The sequence below is a fragment of the Janibacter sp. GS2 genome, from assembly GCF_051200835.1.
GTDB lineage: Bacteria > Actinomycetota > Actinomycetes > Actinomycetales > Dermatophilaceae > Janibacter.
This window is the reverse complement of record NZ_CP195161.1, coordinates 2,549,855-2,564,132: the sequence shown is the minus strand read 5'-3', so window position 1 is coordinate 2,564,132 and position 14,278 is coordinate 2,549,855. Positions and strand designations below refer to the sequence as shown.

The window sequence follows — 14,278 nt, the reverse complement described above, 5'->3', positions numbered from 1 at the left end:
CGACCCGGGGATGTGAGCGGTGCAGGGACCGAGCACACGAGCGAGGAACGAGCGAGGAGCGCAGGGAGAGTGAGCCGGCCCCGTGTCGCCGTCCTCGACTACGGCTCCGGCAACGTGCACTCCGTCGTGCGCGCCCTGACCCACGTGGGGGCGCAGGTCGAGCTGACCGCTGATCGTGATCTGGTGCTCGCCGCGGACGGGCTCCTCGTGCCGGGTGTGGGCAACTTCCACGCCTGCATGGCCGGTCTGCGTGCCGCCCACGGTCCGTCTCTCATCGACACGCGCCTCGCGGGTGGTCGTCCCGTGCTCGGGATCTGCGTCGGGTTGCAGGTGATGTTCGACGGCTCCACCGAGCCGAGCAGCTCCGCGCCCGCCCAGGAGGGCCTGCACCAGTGGCCCGGAACCGTGAGTCGACTCCGGGCGCCCGTCGTGCCCCACATGGGCTGGTCCACGGTGCACGCCGCCGAGGGGTCCCGCCTCCTCGCGGGGGTCGAGCAGGAGCGCTTCTACTTCGTCCACTCCTACGCCGTGGCCACCTGGGACCTGCCGGCCGCGCCCCGTGCTCCCCTCGCGGTCGCCCCTCGGGTCACGTGGAGCGAGCACGGCTCCCCCTTCGTCGCCGCCGTCGAGAACGGCCCGCTGTCCGCCACGCAGTTCCACCCCGAGAAGTCCGGGGACTCGGGACTGCACCTTCTGAAGAACTGGGTGATGTCACTGTGACCACGACCACGACCGCTCGGCTGGAGCTGCTGCCCGCCGTCGATGTCCGCGAAGGGCGGGCCGTCCAGCTGCAGCAGGGCGTCGCCGGCTCCGGGTGGGACTTCGGTGACCCGCTGCAGGCCGCGCAGGCCTGGCAGGAGCAGGGGGCCGAGTGGATCCACCTCGTCGACCTCGACGCGGCCTTCGGGGAGGGCAGCAACCGTGAGCTGCTCGCCGGGATCGTCGGGCAGCTCGACGCCAAGGTCGAGCTGAGCGGCGGCATCCGCGACCAGGAGTCCCTCGTCGCGGCCCTCGCCTCCGGCTGCGCCCGGGTCAACCTCGGCACGGCCGCACTGGAGAACCCCGAGTGGACCGCAGCCGCGATCGCCGAGTACGGCGACCGGATCGCCGTCGGGCTCGACGTGCGTGGCAGCACCCTCGCCGCCCGCGGCTGGACGAAGGAGGGCGGCGATCTCTGGGAGACGCTGACCCGACTCGACTCCGAGGGCTGCGCCCGCTATGTCGTCACCGACGTCGCCAAGGACGGGATGCTCGCCGGTCCGAACCTGCAGCTCCTCGAGGACGTGTGCGCCGCCACGTCCGCGAAGGTCGTCGCCTCCGGGGGAGTGACGACACGCGAGGACATCGTGGCGCTGCGCACGTTGGTCCCCGACGGTGTCGAGGGCGCGATCATCGGCTCCGCGCTCTACAAGGGCACGGTCACGCTCACCGAGGCCCTCGATGCTGCGGGACGCCCGTGAGTACCCCGAGCGACTCCGCAGGAGTTCCCTGGCAGGGTCGCGAGCTGCCCCAGGGAGGTTTCGCCGGGGATGACGGCACGGCCGACCCGGCGTTGGTGCGCGCGCTGACCACCGGGGGAGAGCGGGACGTCATGCGTCGCCTGGCCGATGCGCGACTCCTCGTCCCCGTCGCGGCCCTCGCGACCGAGACCGCGGACGGAGTGGACGGCCACGTCGTCGACACGGAGGCCGACATGGCCGTCGTGCTCCTCGAGCACCCGGACGGCCGCACGGCGCTGCCGGTCTTCTCCTCGATGCAGTCGCTGGCGGACTTCGACCCCTCGCTGCGACCGGTACCGGTCGGGGCCTCGCGCGCCGCCCAGGCCGCGGTGAGCGAGCAGGCCGATCTCATCGTCCTGGACTGCGCGAGCGAGCAGGCCTTCGAGGTGCGCGCCTCGATGGTGTGGTCGCTCGCCCAGCAGCGCGAGTGGATCCCCGCGGAGTCGGACCCCTTCGTCGCGGCCGCGGTGGAGCGGGTGTGCGCCGGCCACGAGGAGGTGCGGGCGCACGCGCTCTCGGCGGGGGCTCCCGACGGGCAGGGCATCCTCCAGGTCGGGCTGACCCTCGTGCCGGAGCTGTCCGAGGAGCAGGTGCAACAGCTGGTCACCGGGATCGCCGAGGAGCTGGCCACCGACGGCGAGCTGCGGGCCCGCATCGACGGGCTGAGCTTCGCCATCGTCTAGGCGCCCTCCCATGACCGGGCCGGTTCGCCCGACACGCGGCGCGGTGATTTCGGGCAGAGGCGAGGGCGCTGCTAGAGTGGGTCTCGACCGGTCACCGTCCTCGTGACGGTGACGCAAGAGGAGCCTCGCTTCCACCCGCGCCGACCATCTGGTTGCCGGGTCACAGGTCTCGATGCGGTTCGGACCGCAGGCGATGGCATCGCCCGTGGTCCCCGATCCTGCATCGTGCTCTGGTTGAGGCTCCTCGCGATCGTCGGGGAGCCTTTCCTCGTCGGTGGCGGGAGTAGACACACCGAGCTTAGGAGCAACACATCAGCGAGCCTCGCATCAATGACCGTATCCGCGTCCCCGAGGTGCGGTTGGTCGGCCCCAACGGGGAGCAGGTCGGCATCGTGCGCGTGGAGGATGCCCTCCGTCTCGCTGCCGAGGCGGACCTCGACCTCGTCGAGGTCGCTCCGACGGCCAAGCCCCCCGTGGCCAAGCTCATGGACTTCGGCAAGTACAAGTACGAAGCAGCCATGAAGGCGCGCGAAGCGCGCAAGAACCAGGTCAACACGGTCATCAAGGAGATCAAGCTCCGGCCGAAGATCGACAGCCACGACTACGGCACCAAGAAGGGCCACGTCGAGCGCTTCCTCAGCGCCGGCGACAAGGTCAAGGTGACGATCATGTTCCGCGGTCGCGAGCAGTCCCGTCCCGAGCTGGGCTTCCGACTGCTGCAGCGCCTGGCGGAGGATGTGGTCGAGCTCGGCACCGTCGAGTCGGCTCCGAAGCAGGATGGCCGCAACATGGTCATGGTGCTGGGGCCGACGCGCAAGAAGTCCGAGGCGCGCGCCGAGGCGCGACGCAAGAAGGACGAGCAGAAGACGGCCTCCGAGGAGGTCACTCCGGCGGAGGAGGCCACTCCGGCGGAGGAGGCCACCGAGGCGCCGGCCGAGTCCTGAGCCGGTACAGACCAGCACAGCAACGACAAGGAGATCGGCGCCATGCCGAAGAACAAGACGCACAGCGGCGCGAAGAAGCGCTTCCGGGTCACCGGCTCGGGCAAGATCATGCGCGAGCGGGCGAACCACGTCCACAAGTTCCACGAGAAGTCCCCGCAGCACGCGCGGCGCCTCGCGAACGACGTCCAGGTCTCCAAGGCCGACGAGAAGAAGATCAAGAAGCTGCTCGGTCGCTGACCTGAGCCTCTTGTCCCACCGACTTGAAGGAGTACTCACGTGGCACGCGTGAAGCGGGCGGTCAACGCCCACAAGAAGCGCCGGGTTGTTCTCGAGCGCGCGAGCGGCTACCGGGGCCAGCGGTCCCGCCTCTACCGCAAGGCCAAGGAGCAGGTCACTCACTCGCTGGAGTACAGCTACCGTGACCGTCGCGCCAGGAAGGGCGACTTCCGTCGCCTGTGGATCCAGCGCATCAACGCCGGCGCCCGCGCGCACGGGATGACCTACAACCGGTTCATCCAGGGTCTGCGCGTCGCCGAGGTCGAGGTCGACCGGCGCATGCTCGCCGAGCTCGCCGTCAACGACGAGGCGGCCTTCGCCGCGCTCGTCGAGGTCGCCAAGGCCAACGTGCCGGCAACCACGGGCGCCCAGGTCCAGGCCTGAACGACCACGTCGAACGCCGGGAGCGCCCCGTCCTGACCAACCCCGCCGCTGAGCGGGTCAAGCAGGTACGTGGGCTCTCCCGGCGTTCTGTGCGTCGACGCACCAGACGGATCCTCGTGGAGGGCCCGCAGGGCGTGCGCGAGGCGGTGCACTTCGCGCCCGAGAAGATCCGGGACCTGTACGTCACCGCAGAGGCGGCGCACCGCCACGCGGACGTCGTCGAACCGGCCCGTCAGGCGGGTGTCGTCGTGCACGAGGCCACCGAGGAGGTCCTCGCGGCGATGTGCGACGCGGACACCCCCCAGGGGGCCGCCGCCGTCGTCGACTGGTCGCCCGCGTCCCTCGAGGAGGTCCTGGCGTCCGAGCCGCGGCTGCTCGTGCTGCTGGCCCACGTCCGCGACCCCGGCAACCTCGGCACCGTCATCCGGGGGGCGGATGCGGCGGGTGCCGACGCCGTGCTCGTCAGCGACGGATCGGTCGACGTCATGTCGCCGAAGGTCGTCCGCTCGACCGCGGGCTCGATCTTCCACCTGCCCGTCGTCACGGGTCTTCCGGTCGGGCAGGCCCTCGCCGCCCTCGGGGCCGCCGGTGTGCGCCGCCTGGCCGCCGACGGCGCGGGGCGGCACACCATCGACGACACCGACCTCACCGGCTCGCACGTCTGGGTCATGGGCAACGAGGCGTGGGGCCTTGGGGCGAGCACGCGAGAGGCCTGCGACGAGGTCGTGCGCGTCCCGATCCACGGCCACGCGGAGTCGCTCAACCTCGCGATGGCGACGACGATCTGCCTCTACGCGTCGGCCCGGAGCCAGCGCAACGACTGACCGCACGAAGGGGGCGGGACCACACGGTCCCGCCCCCCTTCGTCATGCCGTGGCTCAGCCGGCGTGCGTGTCGTCCTCGCGGAGGATCTCACCGGGGTCGGTGGCGCCCCCGTCGTCCGCGGCGGCCTTGCCGTCGCGGATGCGTTGGCCGATCTGCGGGTCGACGTTGCTCCAGTACTCGAAGACCCGCGACAGCACCGGGTCCTCGACGCCGCCGAGCGAACCGATGACGGTGTCGACGAGTCGGTCACGCTGCGCGTCGCTGAAGACCTCGCGCACGAGGGTGCCCGGCTGGCCGAAGTCGTCGTCCTCGGCGTGCAGTGCGTAGGCCGAGCGCACCATGGTGCCGTCGGCCTCCCAGCCGTCCTCGACCGGCCCCTCCTCGTCGGCGTGGGGGCGACCGAAGCTGTTGGGGTGGTAGGTCGGCGCCGCACCCGAGTGCTCGTAGCGCATCGGGCCGTCGAAGCTGTAGTGGTTCTCCTGCTCGACCGCGGAACGGTTGACCGGGAGCTGCTGGAAGTTCGGGCCGATGCGGGCGCGGTGGGCATCCGCATAGGCGAAGACCCGGCTCAGCAGCATCTTGTCGGGCGAGAAGCCGATGCCCGGCACGGTGTTGCTCGGGGCGAAGGCCGCCTGGTCGATCTGGGCGAAGAAGTTCACCGGGTTCTCGTCGAGGGTCATCGTGCCGACCTCGATGAGCGGGTAGTCCTGGTGCGACCACGTCTTCGTCAGGTCGAAGGGGTTGAACCGGTAGGTCTGCGCGTCCTCGTAGGGCATGACCTGGACCGACAGCGTCCACTGCGGGGCGTCACCGCGCTCGATCGCCTCGAAGAGGTCGCGGCGGTGGAACTCCGCGTCCTCGCCGGCGATGCGGTCGGCGGCCTCGTTGGTGATGCCCTCGACCCCCTGCCGGGTGTGGAAGTGGTACTTCACCCAGAACTTCTCGCCGGAGGCATTGACCCACATGTAGGTGTGGCTGCCGTAGCCGTTCATGTTCCGCCACGAGCGCGGCAGGCCGCGGTCGCCCATGAGGTAGGTGACCTGGTGGGCGGACTCCGGGTTGTTGGTCCAGAAGTCCCACTGCATCGTGTTGTCGCGCAGGCCGTTGTCGGGCAGGCGCTTCTGGCTGCGGATGAAGTTCGGGAACTTCAGCGGGTCACGCAGGAAGAAGATGGGGGTGTTGTTGCCGACGAGGTCGAAGTTGCCCTCGGAGGTGTAGAAGCGCAGCGCGAAGCCACGCACGTCGCGCCAGGTGTCGGGAGAGCCGAGCTCGCCGGCGACGGTGGAGAAGCGGGCCAGCATCCGGGTGGTGGTGCCGGGCTGGAAGACCGCGGCCTTGGTGTACCGCGAGACGTCCGCGCTCACCTCGAAGCGGCCGAAGGCGCCGGCGCCCTTGGCGTGCGGCTTGCGCTCGGGGATGTTCTCCCGGTTGAAGTGGGCGAGCATGTCGATGAGGTGCGTGTCGTGCAGCAGCAGCGGGCCGTTGCTCCCGAGGGAGAGACTGTTGCGGTCGCTCATCGTGGGTGAACCGTTGAGCTGGGTGGACGGTCCGGAGACGTCGACCGTCCCTCGGGCGTCGGCTCGCGGTTCGGGCGTGGAGGGGGTGGTGGACATCTGCTGCTCCTCTTTCTCTGTGGGGTGGGGTGCAGTACTGGTCAGGGGATCGCGACCGTCGCTGCGGTGCAGGCGGGACAGCTGCCCCAGTAGATGACCTCGGCCTCGTCGATGGCGAAGCCGTGGTCATCGGCGGCGTCGAGGCACGGGGCCTTGCCGGGGGCGCACTCCACGTCCACCATCGTGCCGCAGATTCGGCACACGAGGTGGTGATGGTTGTCGCCGACGTCGAGCTCGAACCGCGCGGGGTGGCCGGCCGGCTCGAACTTGCGCACGAGACCGATCCCGGCGAGGGCCGCGAGGATGTCGTAGACCGCCTGGGTGCTCACCGACCCGAGTCGCTCGCGGGCGCACCGGGTGATGGTCTCGACGTCCGCGTGCGGGTGCGCGGACAACTCCCGCAGCACGGCCACCCGGGGGGCCGTGACGCGCATGGAGTGCTCGCGCAGGAGATCCGCGGCGACGTCGGGATCGATCATGGTGCTCATCACTGACAAGAATCCCACCAAAACTTGAATGGGTCAAGAAAGGGGGCGCCTGTTCCCCGGGTGTCGATCCCCGTAGGTTGCTCCACCATGGACCCCACCCCGACGGTGACCGAGGGGCCGCTCATCCCCTTCGTCCCCGGCCACACCGAGGTGCCCCAGGGCCTGGGGTACGACGAGGAGCACGACGAGCTCGTCTTCACCTTCTACGACTGCGCCGATGCGCGGGTGGGGGTGATCGTCTTCGCGGACGCGGGCGGCGGCACGACCGCGCGGGTGACCTTGCGCGGACTCGACCACTACGGCGGCGTGACACTCACCGGTGGTCGCACCTATGTCAGCGGACGTGGGCGGGTCCAGGTCCACGACACGCAGGCCCTGCGACGGGGCGTCGCCGAGCCCCTCGCGACGGTGGGGGTCCGGGCGAGTTCCACCGTGACCTCCTTCCGCGGGAGCCTCTGGGTCTCGTCCTTCCACGTGAGCGAGCCCGGCAGCATGTGGCGCTACGACCTCCTCGACGGCCGACCGGTCGACACGGGGGAGAGGCTCTCCGTTCCACCCCGGACCCAGGGGGTCAGCTTCGACGAAGGGGGCCACGCCTGGTTCTCGCGCAGCTGGGGCCGGGCGAACGGATCGACCCTCACCCGGGTGTCCGCGCCGGACCTGGCGACGGACGGTGGCTGGACCGCGGACAACGGGCGCGACCACTGTCTTCCACCCTTGGCCGAGGGGTCGGTCGTCGTCGACGAGCGCCTCCACCAGCTCTACGAGTCCGGGGCGGCCGGGTACCGCAGACACGTCCGTCCGCACCACGTGCGCCGGCTGTTCCTGGGCCCGCTCGACCCCCGCGAGCGGCTCAGCGTGCACGACCTGTCCGAGGGCGCGCGCGGGGGATGAGCCGGGAGTCCCGCCCCGTCCCCGAAACCCGTGTCGGCCCCGGGGGGCCGCCACCGTAGACTCGGGCCTCGTGTCAGGACCCAACACGAACTATGACCCGGTCGAGGTCGCTGCGCTCGATCCGCAGGTGATCGAGGAGGCCGTCGACGCGGCGCTCGCCGCCCTGGCGGCAGCCGCGACCCTCGAGGAGCTGAAGCAGATCCGCAGCGCCCACCAGGGGGACAAGAGCCCCCTCGCGCTGGCGAATCGCGAGATCGGTGCGCTGCCGCCGAGCGCCAAGGCCGAGGCCGGCAAGCGCGTCGGTCAGGCCCGTGGCCGCGTCGGTCAGGCCTTCGCGGCCCGTCAGGCCGAGCTCGAGGCCGAGCGGGACGAGCGGATCCTCGTCGAGGAGACCCTGGACCTGACCGTCCTCGGACCGCACCAGCGCCTCGGTGCCCGCCACCCGATCAGCCTCGTCACCGAGCGCGTCGAGGACATCTTCGTCGGCATGGGGTGGGAGATCGCCGAGGGCCCGGAGCTGGAGTCCGAGTGGCTGACCTTCGACGCGCTGAACATCGGCCCGGACCACCCGGCGCGCGGCGAGCAGGACACCTTCTTCGTCGAGCCCGCCGACGCCGGTGTGCTGCTGCGCACGCACACCTCGCCGGTGCAGATCCGCACGATGCTCGACCGCGAGCCGCCGATCTACGTGCTCTGCCCGGGCAAGGTCTTCCGCACGGACGACCTCGATGCGACCCACACCCCGGTCTTCCACCAGTTCGAGGGCCTCGTCGTCGACACGGACATCACGATGGCCCATCTGCGCGGTGCGCTCGACACCTTCGTCCAGGCGCTCTTCGGCGACGGAGTCGTCACCCGGCTGCGGCCGAACTTCTTTCCCTTCACCGAGCCGAGCGCCGAGATCGACTGCCGGTGCTGGGTGTGCCTCGGCGAGGACACCGGCTGCCGCACCTGCGGCGGCACCGGGTGGATCGAGCTCGGCGGGTCGGGCATGGTCAACCGCCGCGTCCTCGCGGCCGGTGGCATCGACCCGGACGAGTACACCGGCTTCGCCTTCGGTCTGGGCATCGAGCGCTCGCTCATGCTGCGCCACGGCGTCGCCGACATGCGCGACATCATCGAGGGAGACGTGCGCTTCTCGGCCGCGTTCGGGATGGAGATCTGATGCGGGCGCCCATCGAATGGCTGCGTGAGCTGACCGAGGTCGACCCCGGGGCGACGGGGACGGACGTCGCCGCCACCCTCGTGCGGGTCGGTCTCGAGGAGGAGGAGATCATCGGCGGCGAGGTCACTGGACCCCTCGTCGTCGGCCGGGTCCTGGAGCGCACGCCCGAGGAGCAGAAGAACGGCAAGACGATCAACTGGTGCCTGGTCGACGTGGGTTCCTCGTTGAACACCGCCCACGGGTCCGGCGCCGACGGTGTGGGCATCGTCTGCGGGGCGCACAACTTCGACGTGGGTGACCTCGTCGCGGTGATCCTTCCGGGGGGCGTGCTGCCCGGCGGCTTCGAGATCTCCGCGCGCAAGACCTACGGACACGTCAGTACCGGGATGATCTGCTCCTCCCTCGAGCTGGGCCTGGGAGAGGAGCACGACGGCATCATCGTGCTCACCGAGCTCCTCGCCGACCGTCCGCAGGTGCTCGCGGCACTCACCCCGGGCGAGGACCTCGTCCCCGTCCTCGGGCTCGACGCCGAGACGGTCGAGGTCAACGTCACGCCCGACCGCGGCTACTGCCTCTCGATGCGCGGCATCGCCCGCGAGTACGCGCTGTCCGCGGGGACCCCCTTCGACGACCCTGCCGATGCGACGGTGGTCTCCGCGGGCGCCGGCCCCGGCCACGAGGTGCGCCTCGTCGACGACGCGCCGGTCGACGGCGTGCCCGGGTGCGACCGGTACGTCGCCCGCGTCGTCCGGGGCATCGACGCCACCGCCTCGTCACCGGAGTGGATGCGTCGTCGCCTCACCGACGTCGGGATGCGTCCGATCTCGCTGGCGGTCGATGTGACCAACTACGTGATGATGCTGCTCGGCCAGCCGCTGCACGCCTTCGACCTGGACACCCTCTCCCCGGCCATCGAGGTCCGCCGGGCGCGCGCCGGCGAGAAGTTGACCACCCTCGACGACGTCGAGCGCACCCTCGCCGAGGAGGACCTGCTCATCACCGACGGCGGCACGACGCCGCTCGCCATCGCCGGTGTCATGGGGGGCGAGACGAGCGAGGTCACCGACGGCACGACCGATGTCCTCATCGAGGCCGCCCACTTCGACCCGGTGACCGTGGCGCGTTCCGCGCGTCGCCACCGCCTCTCGACCGAGGCCTCCAAGCGCTTCGAGCGGGGTGTCGATCCTGCGGTCACCGCGGCCGCGGCCCAGCTCGCCATCGACCTGCTCGTCGAGCACGGCGGGGGCACCGCGGACGCGACCGTCACCGACGTGGGTACCCCGGTGGCCGTCGCGCCGATCACCCTCGACCCGCAGCTCCCCACCCGCTACATCGGGCTCGAGTACCCGCGCGAGGAGGTCGTCCGAACCCTCACCGCCATCGGCTGCACCGTCCGTGACGCGGGCGCGATGCTCACGGTGGACCCACCGAGCTGGCGTCCGGACCTCGTCGACGGGCCGGACCTCGTCGAGGAGGTCGCCCGGGTCCGCGGCTACGACGCCATTCCCTCGGTCGTGCCCCGCGCGTCCGCCGGACGCGGCCTCAGTCGTGAGCAGCGCTCCCGGCGGGTCATCGCCCGGGCTCTCGCCGGGACCGGTCTCGTCGAGGTGCTGTCCTACCCCTTCACCCGGGAGGACCGTCACGACGAGCTGGGTTATGCCCCCGACGACGCCCGCCGGGAGACCGTGCGGTTGGCCAACCCGCTGCAGGAGGAGGCGCCGCTGATGCGCACCTCGATCCTCGACACGCTCCTGGACACCCTGCGCCGCAACGTCTCCCGTGGGCACCGTGACATCGGCCTCTACGAGATGGGGCTCGTCACCGCGGGTGGCGTGACCCCCCTCCCCGTGCCTCGGGGTGGGGTGCTGCCCCCGCCCGAGCAGCTGGACCGGATCACGAAGGGGGTTCCCCACCAGCCCCGCCACGTCGCCATCGCGGCGACCGGCCAGGCGCTCCCGGCTGGCCCGTGGGGCCCGGCGCGGCCCGTCGGGGCCGGTGACGTCGTCGGGTGGGCCCGGGTCGTCAGCTCCGCCGTCGGGGTCGACTCGGCGGTGACCGCGAGCGAGCGGGCGCCCTTCCACCCCGGTCGCTGCGTCGAGCTGACCCTCCCCGACGGGAGCGTTCTCGGGTACGCGGGTGAGCTGCACCCCAAGGTCTGCGCCACCCTCGACCTGCCCGAGCGCACCGTGGCTGCGGAGCTCGATCTCGATGCGCTCCTCGCCAGCTCCGGTGAGCCGGTCACCCCGGCACAGCTGTCCACCTACCCGGTCGCCACCACCGACGTCGCGCTGGTCGTCGACGAGTCGGTGCCCGCGGCACGCGTCGCCGCGGCGCTGCGCTCGGGCGCGGGGGACACGCTCGAGGAGCTGACCCTCTTCGACGTCTACCGGGGCGACCAGGCGGGCGAGGGGCGCAAGTCCCTGGCCTACCGGCTGACCTTCCGCGCGGACCGCACGCTCACGACCGACGAGGTGAGCACGCTGCGCGACCGGGCGGTAGCCGCCGCGGGGTCGGCCACCGGGGCCCAGCAGCGATGACCGGCCCCCGGGTCGCGGTCGTCACCGGTGCCTCCCGCGGCATCGGGCGCTTCCTCGCCGACGCCCTCGACGAGCACGGTTGGGTGGTCGAGCGCGGCTCGAGCGCGGTCGCCGACGTCACCCGGGCCTCCGACGTGCGGGCATGGATCGACGACGTCCTGGCCCGCCGGGAGCACATCGACCTCCTCGTCAACAACGCCGGCGTCATCGACGCCGAGGTCCGGCTCGAGGAGTCCGACCCCGACGACTGGTGGAGCACCGTCGAGGTCAACGTGCGCGGGCCCTACCTCGTGACCCGCGCCGTGCTCCCGCACCTCCTCGACCGGGGTGCGGGGCGGATCATCAACCTCAACTCCGGGTCCGGGACGAAGCCGAGCGAGGTCGCCTCCGCGTACAACGTCTCGAAGACGGCGCTGGGACGCATCACCGGCTCGGCCCACCTGTCGGGGCGGGGGAGGGGCGTCTTCGCCTTCGACCTCGCGCCCGGGATCGTGCGCACGGACATGACGAAGTCGATGCCCCGGCACGACGACCGGACCGAGTGGACCGACCCGGCCGAGGTCACCGAGCTCTTCCTCGCCCTGGCGGACGGTCGTCTCGACGCGTGGTCCGGGCGCATGGTCCGAGCGGGGGAGGACACGGTCGCCGCGCTCGACGCCGCGACCGCGACCCTGCGGCCCACCAGCCGGACCGTGGGCCTGCTGCCCTACGGTGATGACGACCCGCTCGGCTGATTGCATGACATCACACAAGTACGTATAGTCATTCATCATGATCACAGCAGCCGTGGCCGGGGCCAGCGGATACGCCGGGGCCGAGATCGTCCGCCTCCTCCTGGCCCACCCTGACGTCGAGGTCGGCGCCCTGACCGCGTCGGGCAATGCGGGCGTCCGCCTCGGGGAGCTCGCGCCGCACCTGCAGCCCGTGGCCGACCGGGTCCTGGAGCCGACGAGCGTGCAGACCCTCGCCGGCCACGACGTCGTCTTCGTCGCGCTGCCGCACGGCCACTCGGCCACGATCGCGGAGCAGCTCCCCGATGACGTGACGGTCATCGACTGTGGCGCGGACTTCCGCCTGGACGACGAGCAGGACTGGACGGACTACTACGACACCCCCTTCGCCGGGACGTGGCCCTACGGGCTGCCGGAGCTCGTCAGGGCGGACGGGGGCAAGCACCGCGACGACCTCGTCGGCGCCCGCCGCATCGCCGTGCCCGGGTGCTACCCGACCGCCGTCAGCCTCGCTCTCGCCCCGGGACTCGCGGCCGGCGTGACCGAGCCCGAGGACGTCGTCGTCGTGGCGGCGTCCGGCACCTCCGGCGCCGGACGGTCGAGCAAGCCGCACCTCATCGGCGCCGAGGTCATGGGCGCGATGAGCCCCTACGGTGTCGGCGGCGGCCACCGCCACACCCCCGAGATCCGACGCAACCTCACCCGGGCCGCGGGTCGCGCGTCGACGGTCTCCTTCACGCCGACCCTCGCCCCCATGCCGCGCGGCATCCTCGCGACGACGACCTCCCGGGCCGTGGCCGGGGTGGACGCCGCCACCGTGCGCGCCGCGTGGGAGCGTGCCTACGCCGACGAGCCGTGCGTCCACCTGCTGCCCGAGGGGCAGTGGCCGCACACCGGGAGCGTCCTCGGATCCAACCTCGTCCACATCCAGGTCACCCTCGACGAGCACAGCGGTCGCGTCATCGCCATCGCGGCCGAGGACAACCTGACCAAGGGGACCGCCGGAGCCGCGGTCCAGTCGATGAATCTCGCCCTCGGGTTCCCCGAGACGAGCGGACTGCCCATGACAGGAGTGGCGCCGTGAGCACCACGACCCCCGCCGGATTCCGAGCCTCGGGGGTGACCGCCGGTCTCAAGCCGAGCGGCCGACCCGACGTCGCGATCGTCATCAACGACGGCCCCGACCACCACGCGGCTGCGGTCTTCACGACCAACCGTGTCGAGGCCGCGCCGGTGACCTGGTCGCGCCAGGTCCTCGCGGACGGACGGGCCGACGCCGTCGTCCTCAACTCCGGCGGCGCCAATGCCTGCACCGGCACCCAGGGCTTCCAGGACACCCACGCCACGGCCGAGCACACGGCCGGGGCGCTCGGAGTCGCCGCCGGGGACGTCGTCGTCTGCAGCACCGGGCTCATCGGCGAGCTGTTGCCGATGGACACGCTCAGCGCGGGCGTGACCGCTGCGGCGGGCGGGCTGTCCACCGACGGGGGCGGGGCCGCGGCCGAGGCCATCATGACGACGGACACCGTCGCCAAGACGTCCACGGCGACGCGTGGCGGGTGGAGCGTCGGTGGCATGGCGAAGGGAGCGGGCATGCTCGCCCCCTCCCTCGCCACGATGCTCGTGGTGGTCACCACGGACGCCGTGACGAGCCCGAAGGACCTCGACGCCGCGCTGCGCGAGGCGACGCGGACCACCTTCGAGCGGATCGACTCCGACGGGTGCATGTCGACCAACGACACGGTCGTGGTCCTGGCCTCGGGCGCCTCCGGGGTCGCAGCGGAGCGTGAAGAGCTCACCGAGGCGATCCGGGCGGTCTGCGACGACCTCGCCCGGCAGCTCATCGGGGACGCCGAGGGCGCTCACCACGACATCGAGATCGTCGTGCGCGGGGCCGCGAGCGAGGACGACGGGCTCGAGGTCGCACGGACCATCGCCCGCAACACCCTGTTCAAGTGCGCCATCTTCGGTCAGGACCCCAACTGGGGGCGCGTGCTCGCCGCCGTGGGCACGACGCGGGCTGCCTTCGAGCCGCACGAGCTCGACGTCGCGATCAACGGCGTCACCGTGTGCCGCGGCGGTGGCGTCGGCGAGGACCGCTCCCTCGTCGACCTCGGACCCCGCGAGGTCCGCGTCGAGGTGGACCTGCACGCCGGCTCCGACACCGTGACGGTCTGGACCAACGACCTCACCCACGACTACGTCCACGAGAACTCCGCCTACTCCACCTGAGGCCGAC

At 71.6% G+C, this 14,278-nt stretch carries 15 protein-coding genes; 13 read left to right on the top strand and 2 right to left on the bottom strand.

Annotated features, from left to right (window positions below; all coding sequences use genetic code 11):
• Positions 1-69: 69 nt before the first annotated feature.
• The 7 genes from hisH (at position 70) to ACR9E9_RS12270 (ending at position 4,610) form a co-directional block, all read left to right on the top strand.
• Complete coding sequence (gene hisH, locus ACR9E9_RS12300) at positions 70-720, top strand: imidazole glycerol phosphate synthase subunit HisH (RefSeq protein WP_435198838.1); 651 nt, start codon at positions 70-72, stop codon at positions 718-720.
• On the top strand, positions 717-1,460 hold the full coding sequence (priA, locus tag ACR9E9_RS12295) for a bifunctional 1-(5-phosphoribosyl)-5-((5-phosphoribosylamino)methylideneamino)imidazole-4-carboxamide isomerase/phosphoribosylanthranilate isomerase PriA (protein WP_435198836.1): 744 nt from the start codon (positions 717-719) through the stop codon (positions 1,458-1,460). The genes hisH and priA overlap by 4 nt, the downstream gene beginning before the upstream one ends.
• Entirely contained in the window at positions 1,457-2,182 is a 726-nt protein-coding gene (locus tag ACR9E9_RS12290) for an SseB family protein (RefSeq protein WP_435198834.1), read from the top strand. The genes priA and ACR9E9_RS12290 overlap by 4 nt, the downstream gene beginning before the upstream one ends.
• 311 nt (positions 2,183-2,493) lie before the next feature.
• On the top strand, positions 2,494-3,126 hold the full coding sequence (gene infC, locus ACR9E9_RS12285) for a translation initiation factor IF-3 (RefSeq protein WP_435203649.1): 633 nt from the start codon (positions 2,494-2,496) through the stop codon (positions 3,124-3,126).
• A 42-nt stretch (positions 3,127-3,168) separates the two neighbouring features.
• On the top strand, positions 3,169-3,363 hold the full coding sequence (gene rpmI / locus ACR9E9_RS12280) for a 50S ribosomal protein L35 (protein ID WP_435198832.1): 195 nt from the start codon (positions 3,169-3,171) through the stop codon (positions 3,361-3,363).
• Between the two features lie 39 nt (positions 3,364-3,402).
• Complete coding sequence (gene rplT, locus ACR9E9_RS12275; protein WP_435198830.1) at positions 3,403-3,786, top strand: 50S ribosomal protein L20; 384 nt, start codon at positions 3,403-3,405, stop codon at positions 3,784-3,786.
• Positions 3,783-4,610, top strand: coding sequence for a TrmH family RNA methyltransferase (locus ACR9E9_RS12270; protein ID WP_435203647.1), 828 nt, complete (start codon positions 3,783-3,785; stop codon positions 4,608-4,610). The genes rplT and ACR9E9_RS12270 overlap by 4 nt, the downstream gene beginning before the upstream one ends.
• A 54-nt stretch (positions 4,611-4,664) precedes the next feature.
• Here ACR9E9_RS12270 and ACR9E9_RS12265 read toward each other — a convergent pair whose 3' ends face one another.
• Positions 4,665-6,224, bottom strand: coding sequence for a catalase (locus ACR9E9_RS12265; protein ID WP_435198828.1), 1,560 nt, complete (start codon positions 6,222-6,224; stop codon positions 4,665-4,667).
• Between the two features lie 41 nt (positions 6,225-6,265).
• Positions 6,266-6,712 carry a Fur family transcriptional regulator gene (locus ACR9E9_RS12260; protein WP_435198827.1) on the bottom strand — a complete coding sequence of 149 codons (447 nt, stop codon included), beginning with the start codon at positions 6,710-6,712 and terminating at the stop codon, positions 6,266-6,268.
• 87 nt (positions 6,713-6,799) lie between these two features.
• On the opposite strand from ACR9E9_RS12260, the gene ACR9E9_RS12255 reads away from it, so the two are divergent.
• The 6 genes from ACR9E9_RS12255 (at position 6,800) to argJ (ending at position 14,271) form a co-directional block, all read left to right on the top strand.
• The gene (locus tag ACR9E9_RS12255) at positions 6,800-7,606 is read left to right on the top strand and encodes a hypothetical protein (RefSeq protein ID WP_435198825.1); all 807 of its coding nucleotides are present in this window, start codon (positions 6,800-6,802) and stop codon (positions 7,604-7,606) included.
• A 70-nt stretch (positions 7,607-7,676) separates the two neighbouring features.
• Complete coding sequence (gene pheS, locus ACR9E9_RS12250; RefSeq protein WP_435198823.1) at positions 7,677-8,771, top strand: phenylalanine--tRNA ligase subunit alpha; 1,095 nt, start codon at positions 7,677-7,679, stop codon at positions 8,769-8,771.
• Entirely contained in the window at positions 8,771-11,308 is a 2,538-nt protein-coding gene (gene pheT, locus ACR9E9_RS12245; protein ID WP_435198821.1) for a phenylalanine--tRNA ligase subunit beta, read from the top strand. The genes pheS and pheT overlap by 1 nt, the downstream gene beginning before the upstream one ends.
• Positions 11,305-12,042, top strand: a complete 738-nt coding sequence (locus tag ACR9E9_RS12240; RefSeq protein WP_435198819.1) for an SDR family oxidoreductase — start codon at positions 11,305-11,307, stop codon at positions 12,040-12,042. Before pheT ends, ACR9E9_RS12240 begins: the two co-directional genes overlap by 4 nt.
• 37 nt (positions 12,043-12,079) lie before the next feature.
• Positions 12,080-13,123, top strand: coding sequence for an N-acetyl-gamma-glutamyl-phosphate reductase (gene argC / locus ACR9E9_RS12235; RefSeq protein ID WP_435198817.1), 1,044 nt, complete (start codon positions 12,080-12,082; stop codon positions 13,121-13,123).
• Positions 13,120-14,271, top strand: a complete 1,152-nt coding sequence (gene argJ / locus ACR9E9_RS12230) for a bifunctional glutamate N-acetyltransferase/amino-acid acetyltransferase ArgJ (protein ID WP_435198815.1) — start codon at positions 13,120-13,122, stop codon at positions 14,269-14,271. Before argC ends, argJ begins: the two co-directional genes overlap by 4 nt.
• Positions 14,272-14,278: the final 7 nt, after the last annotated feature.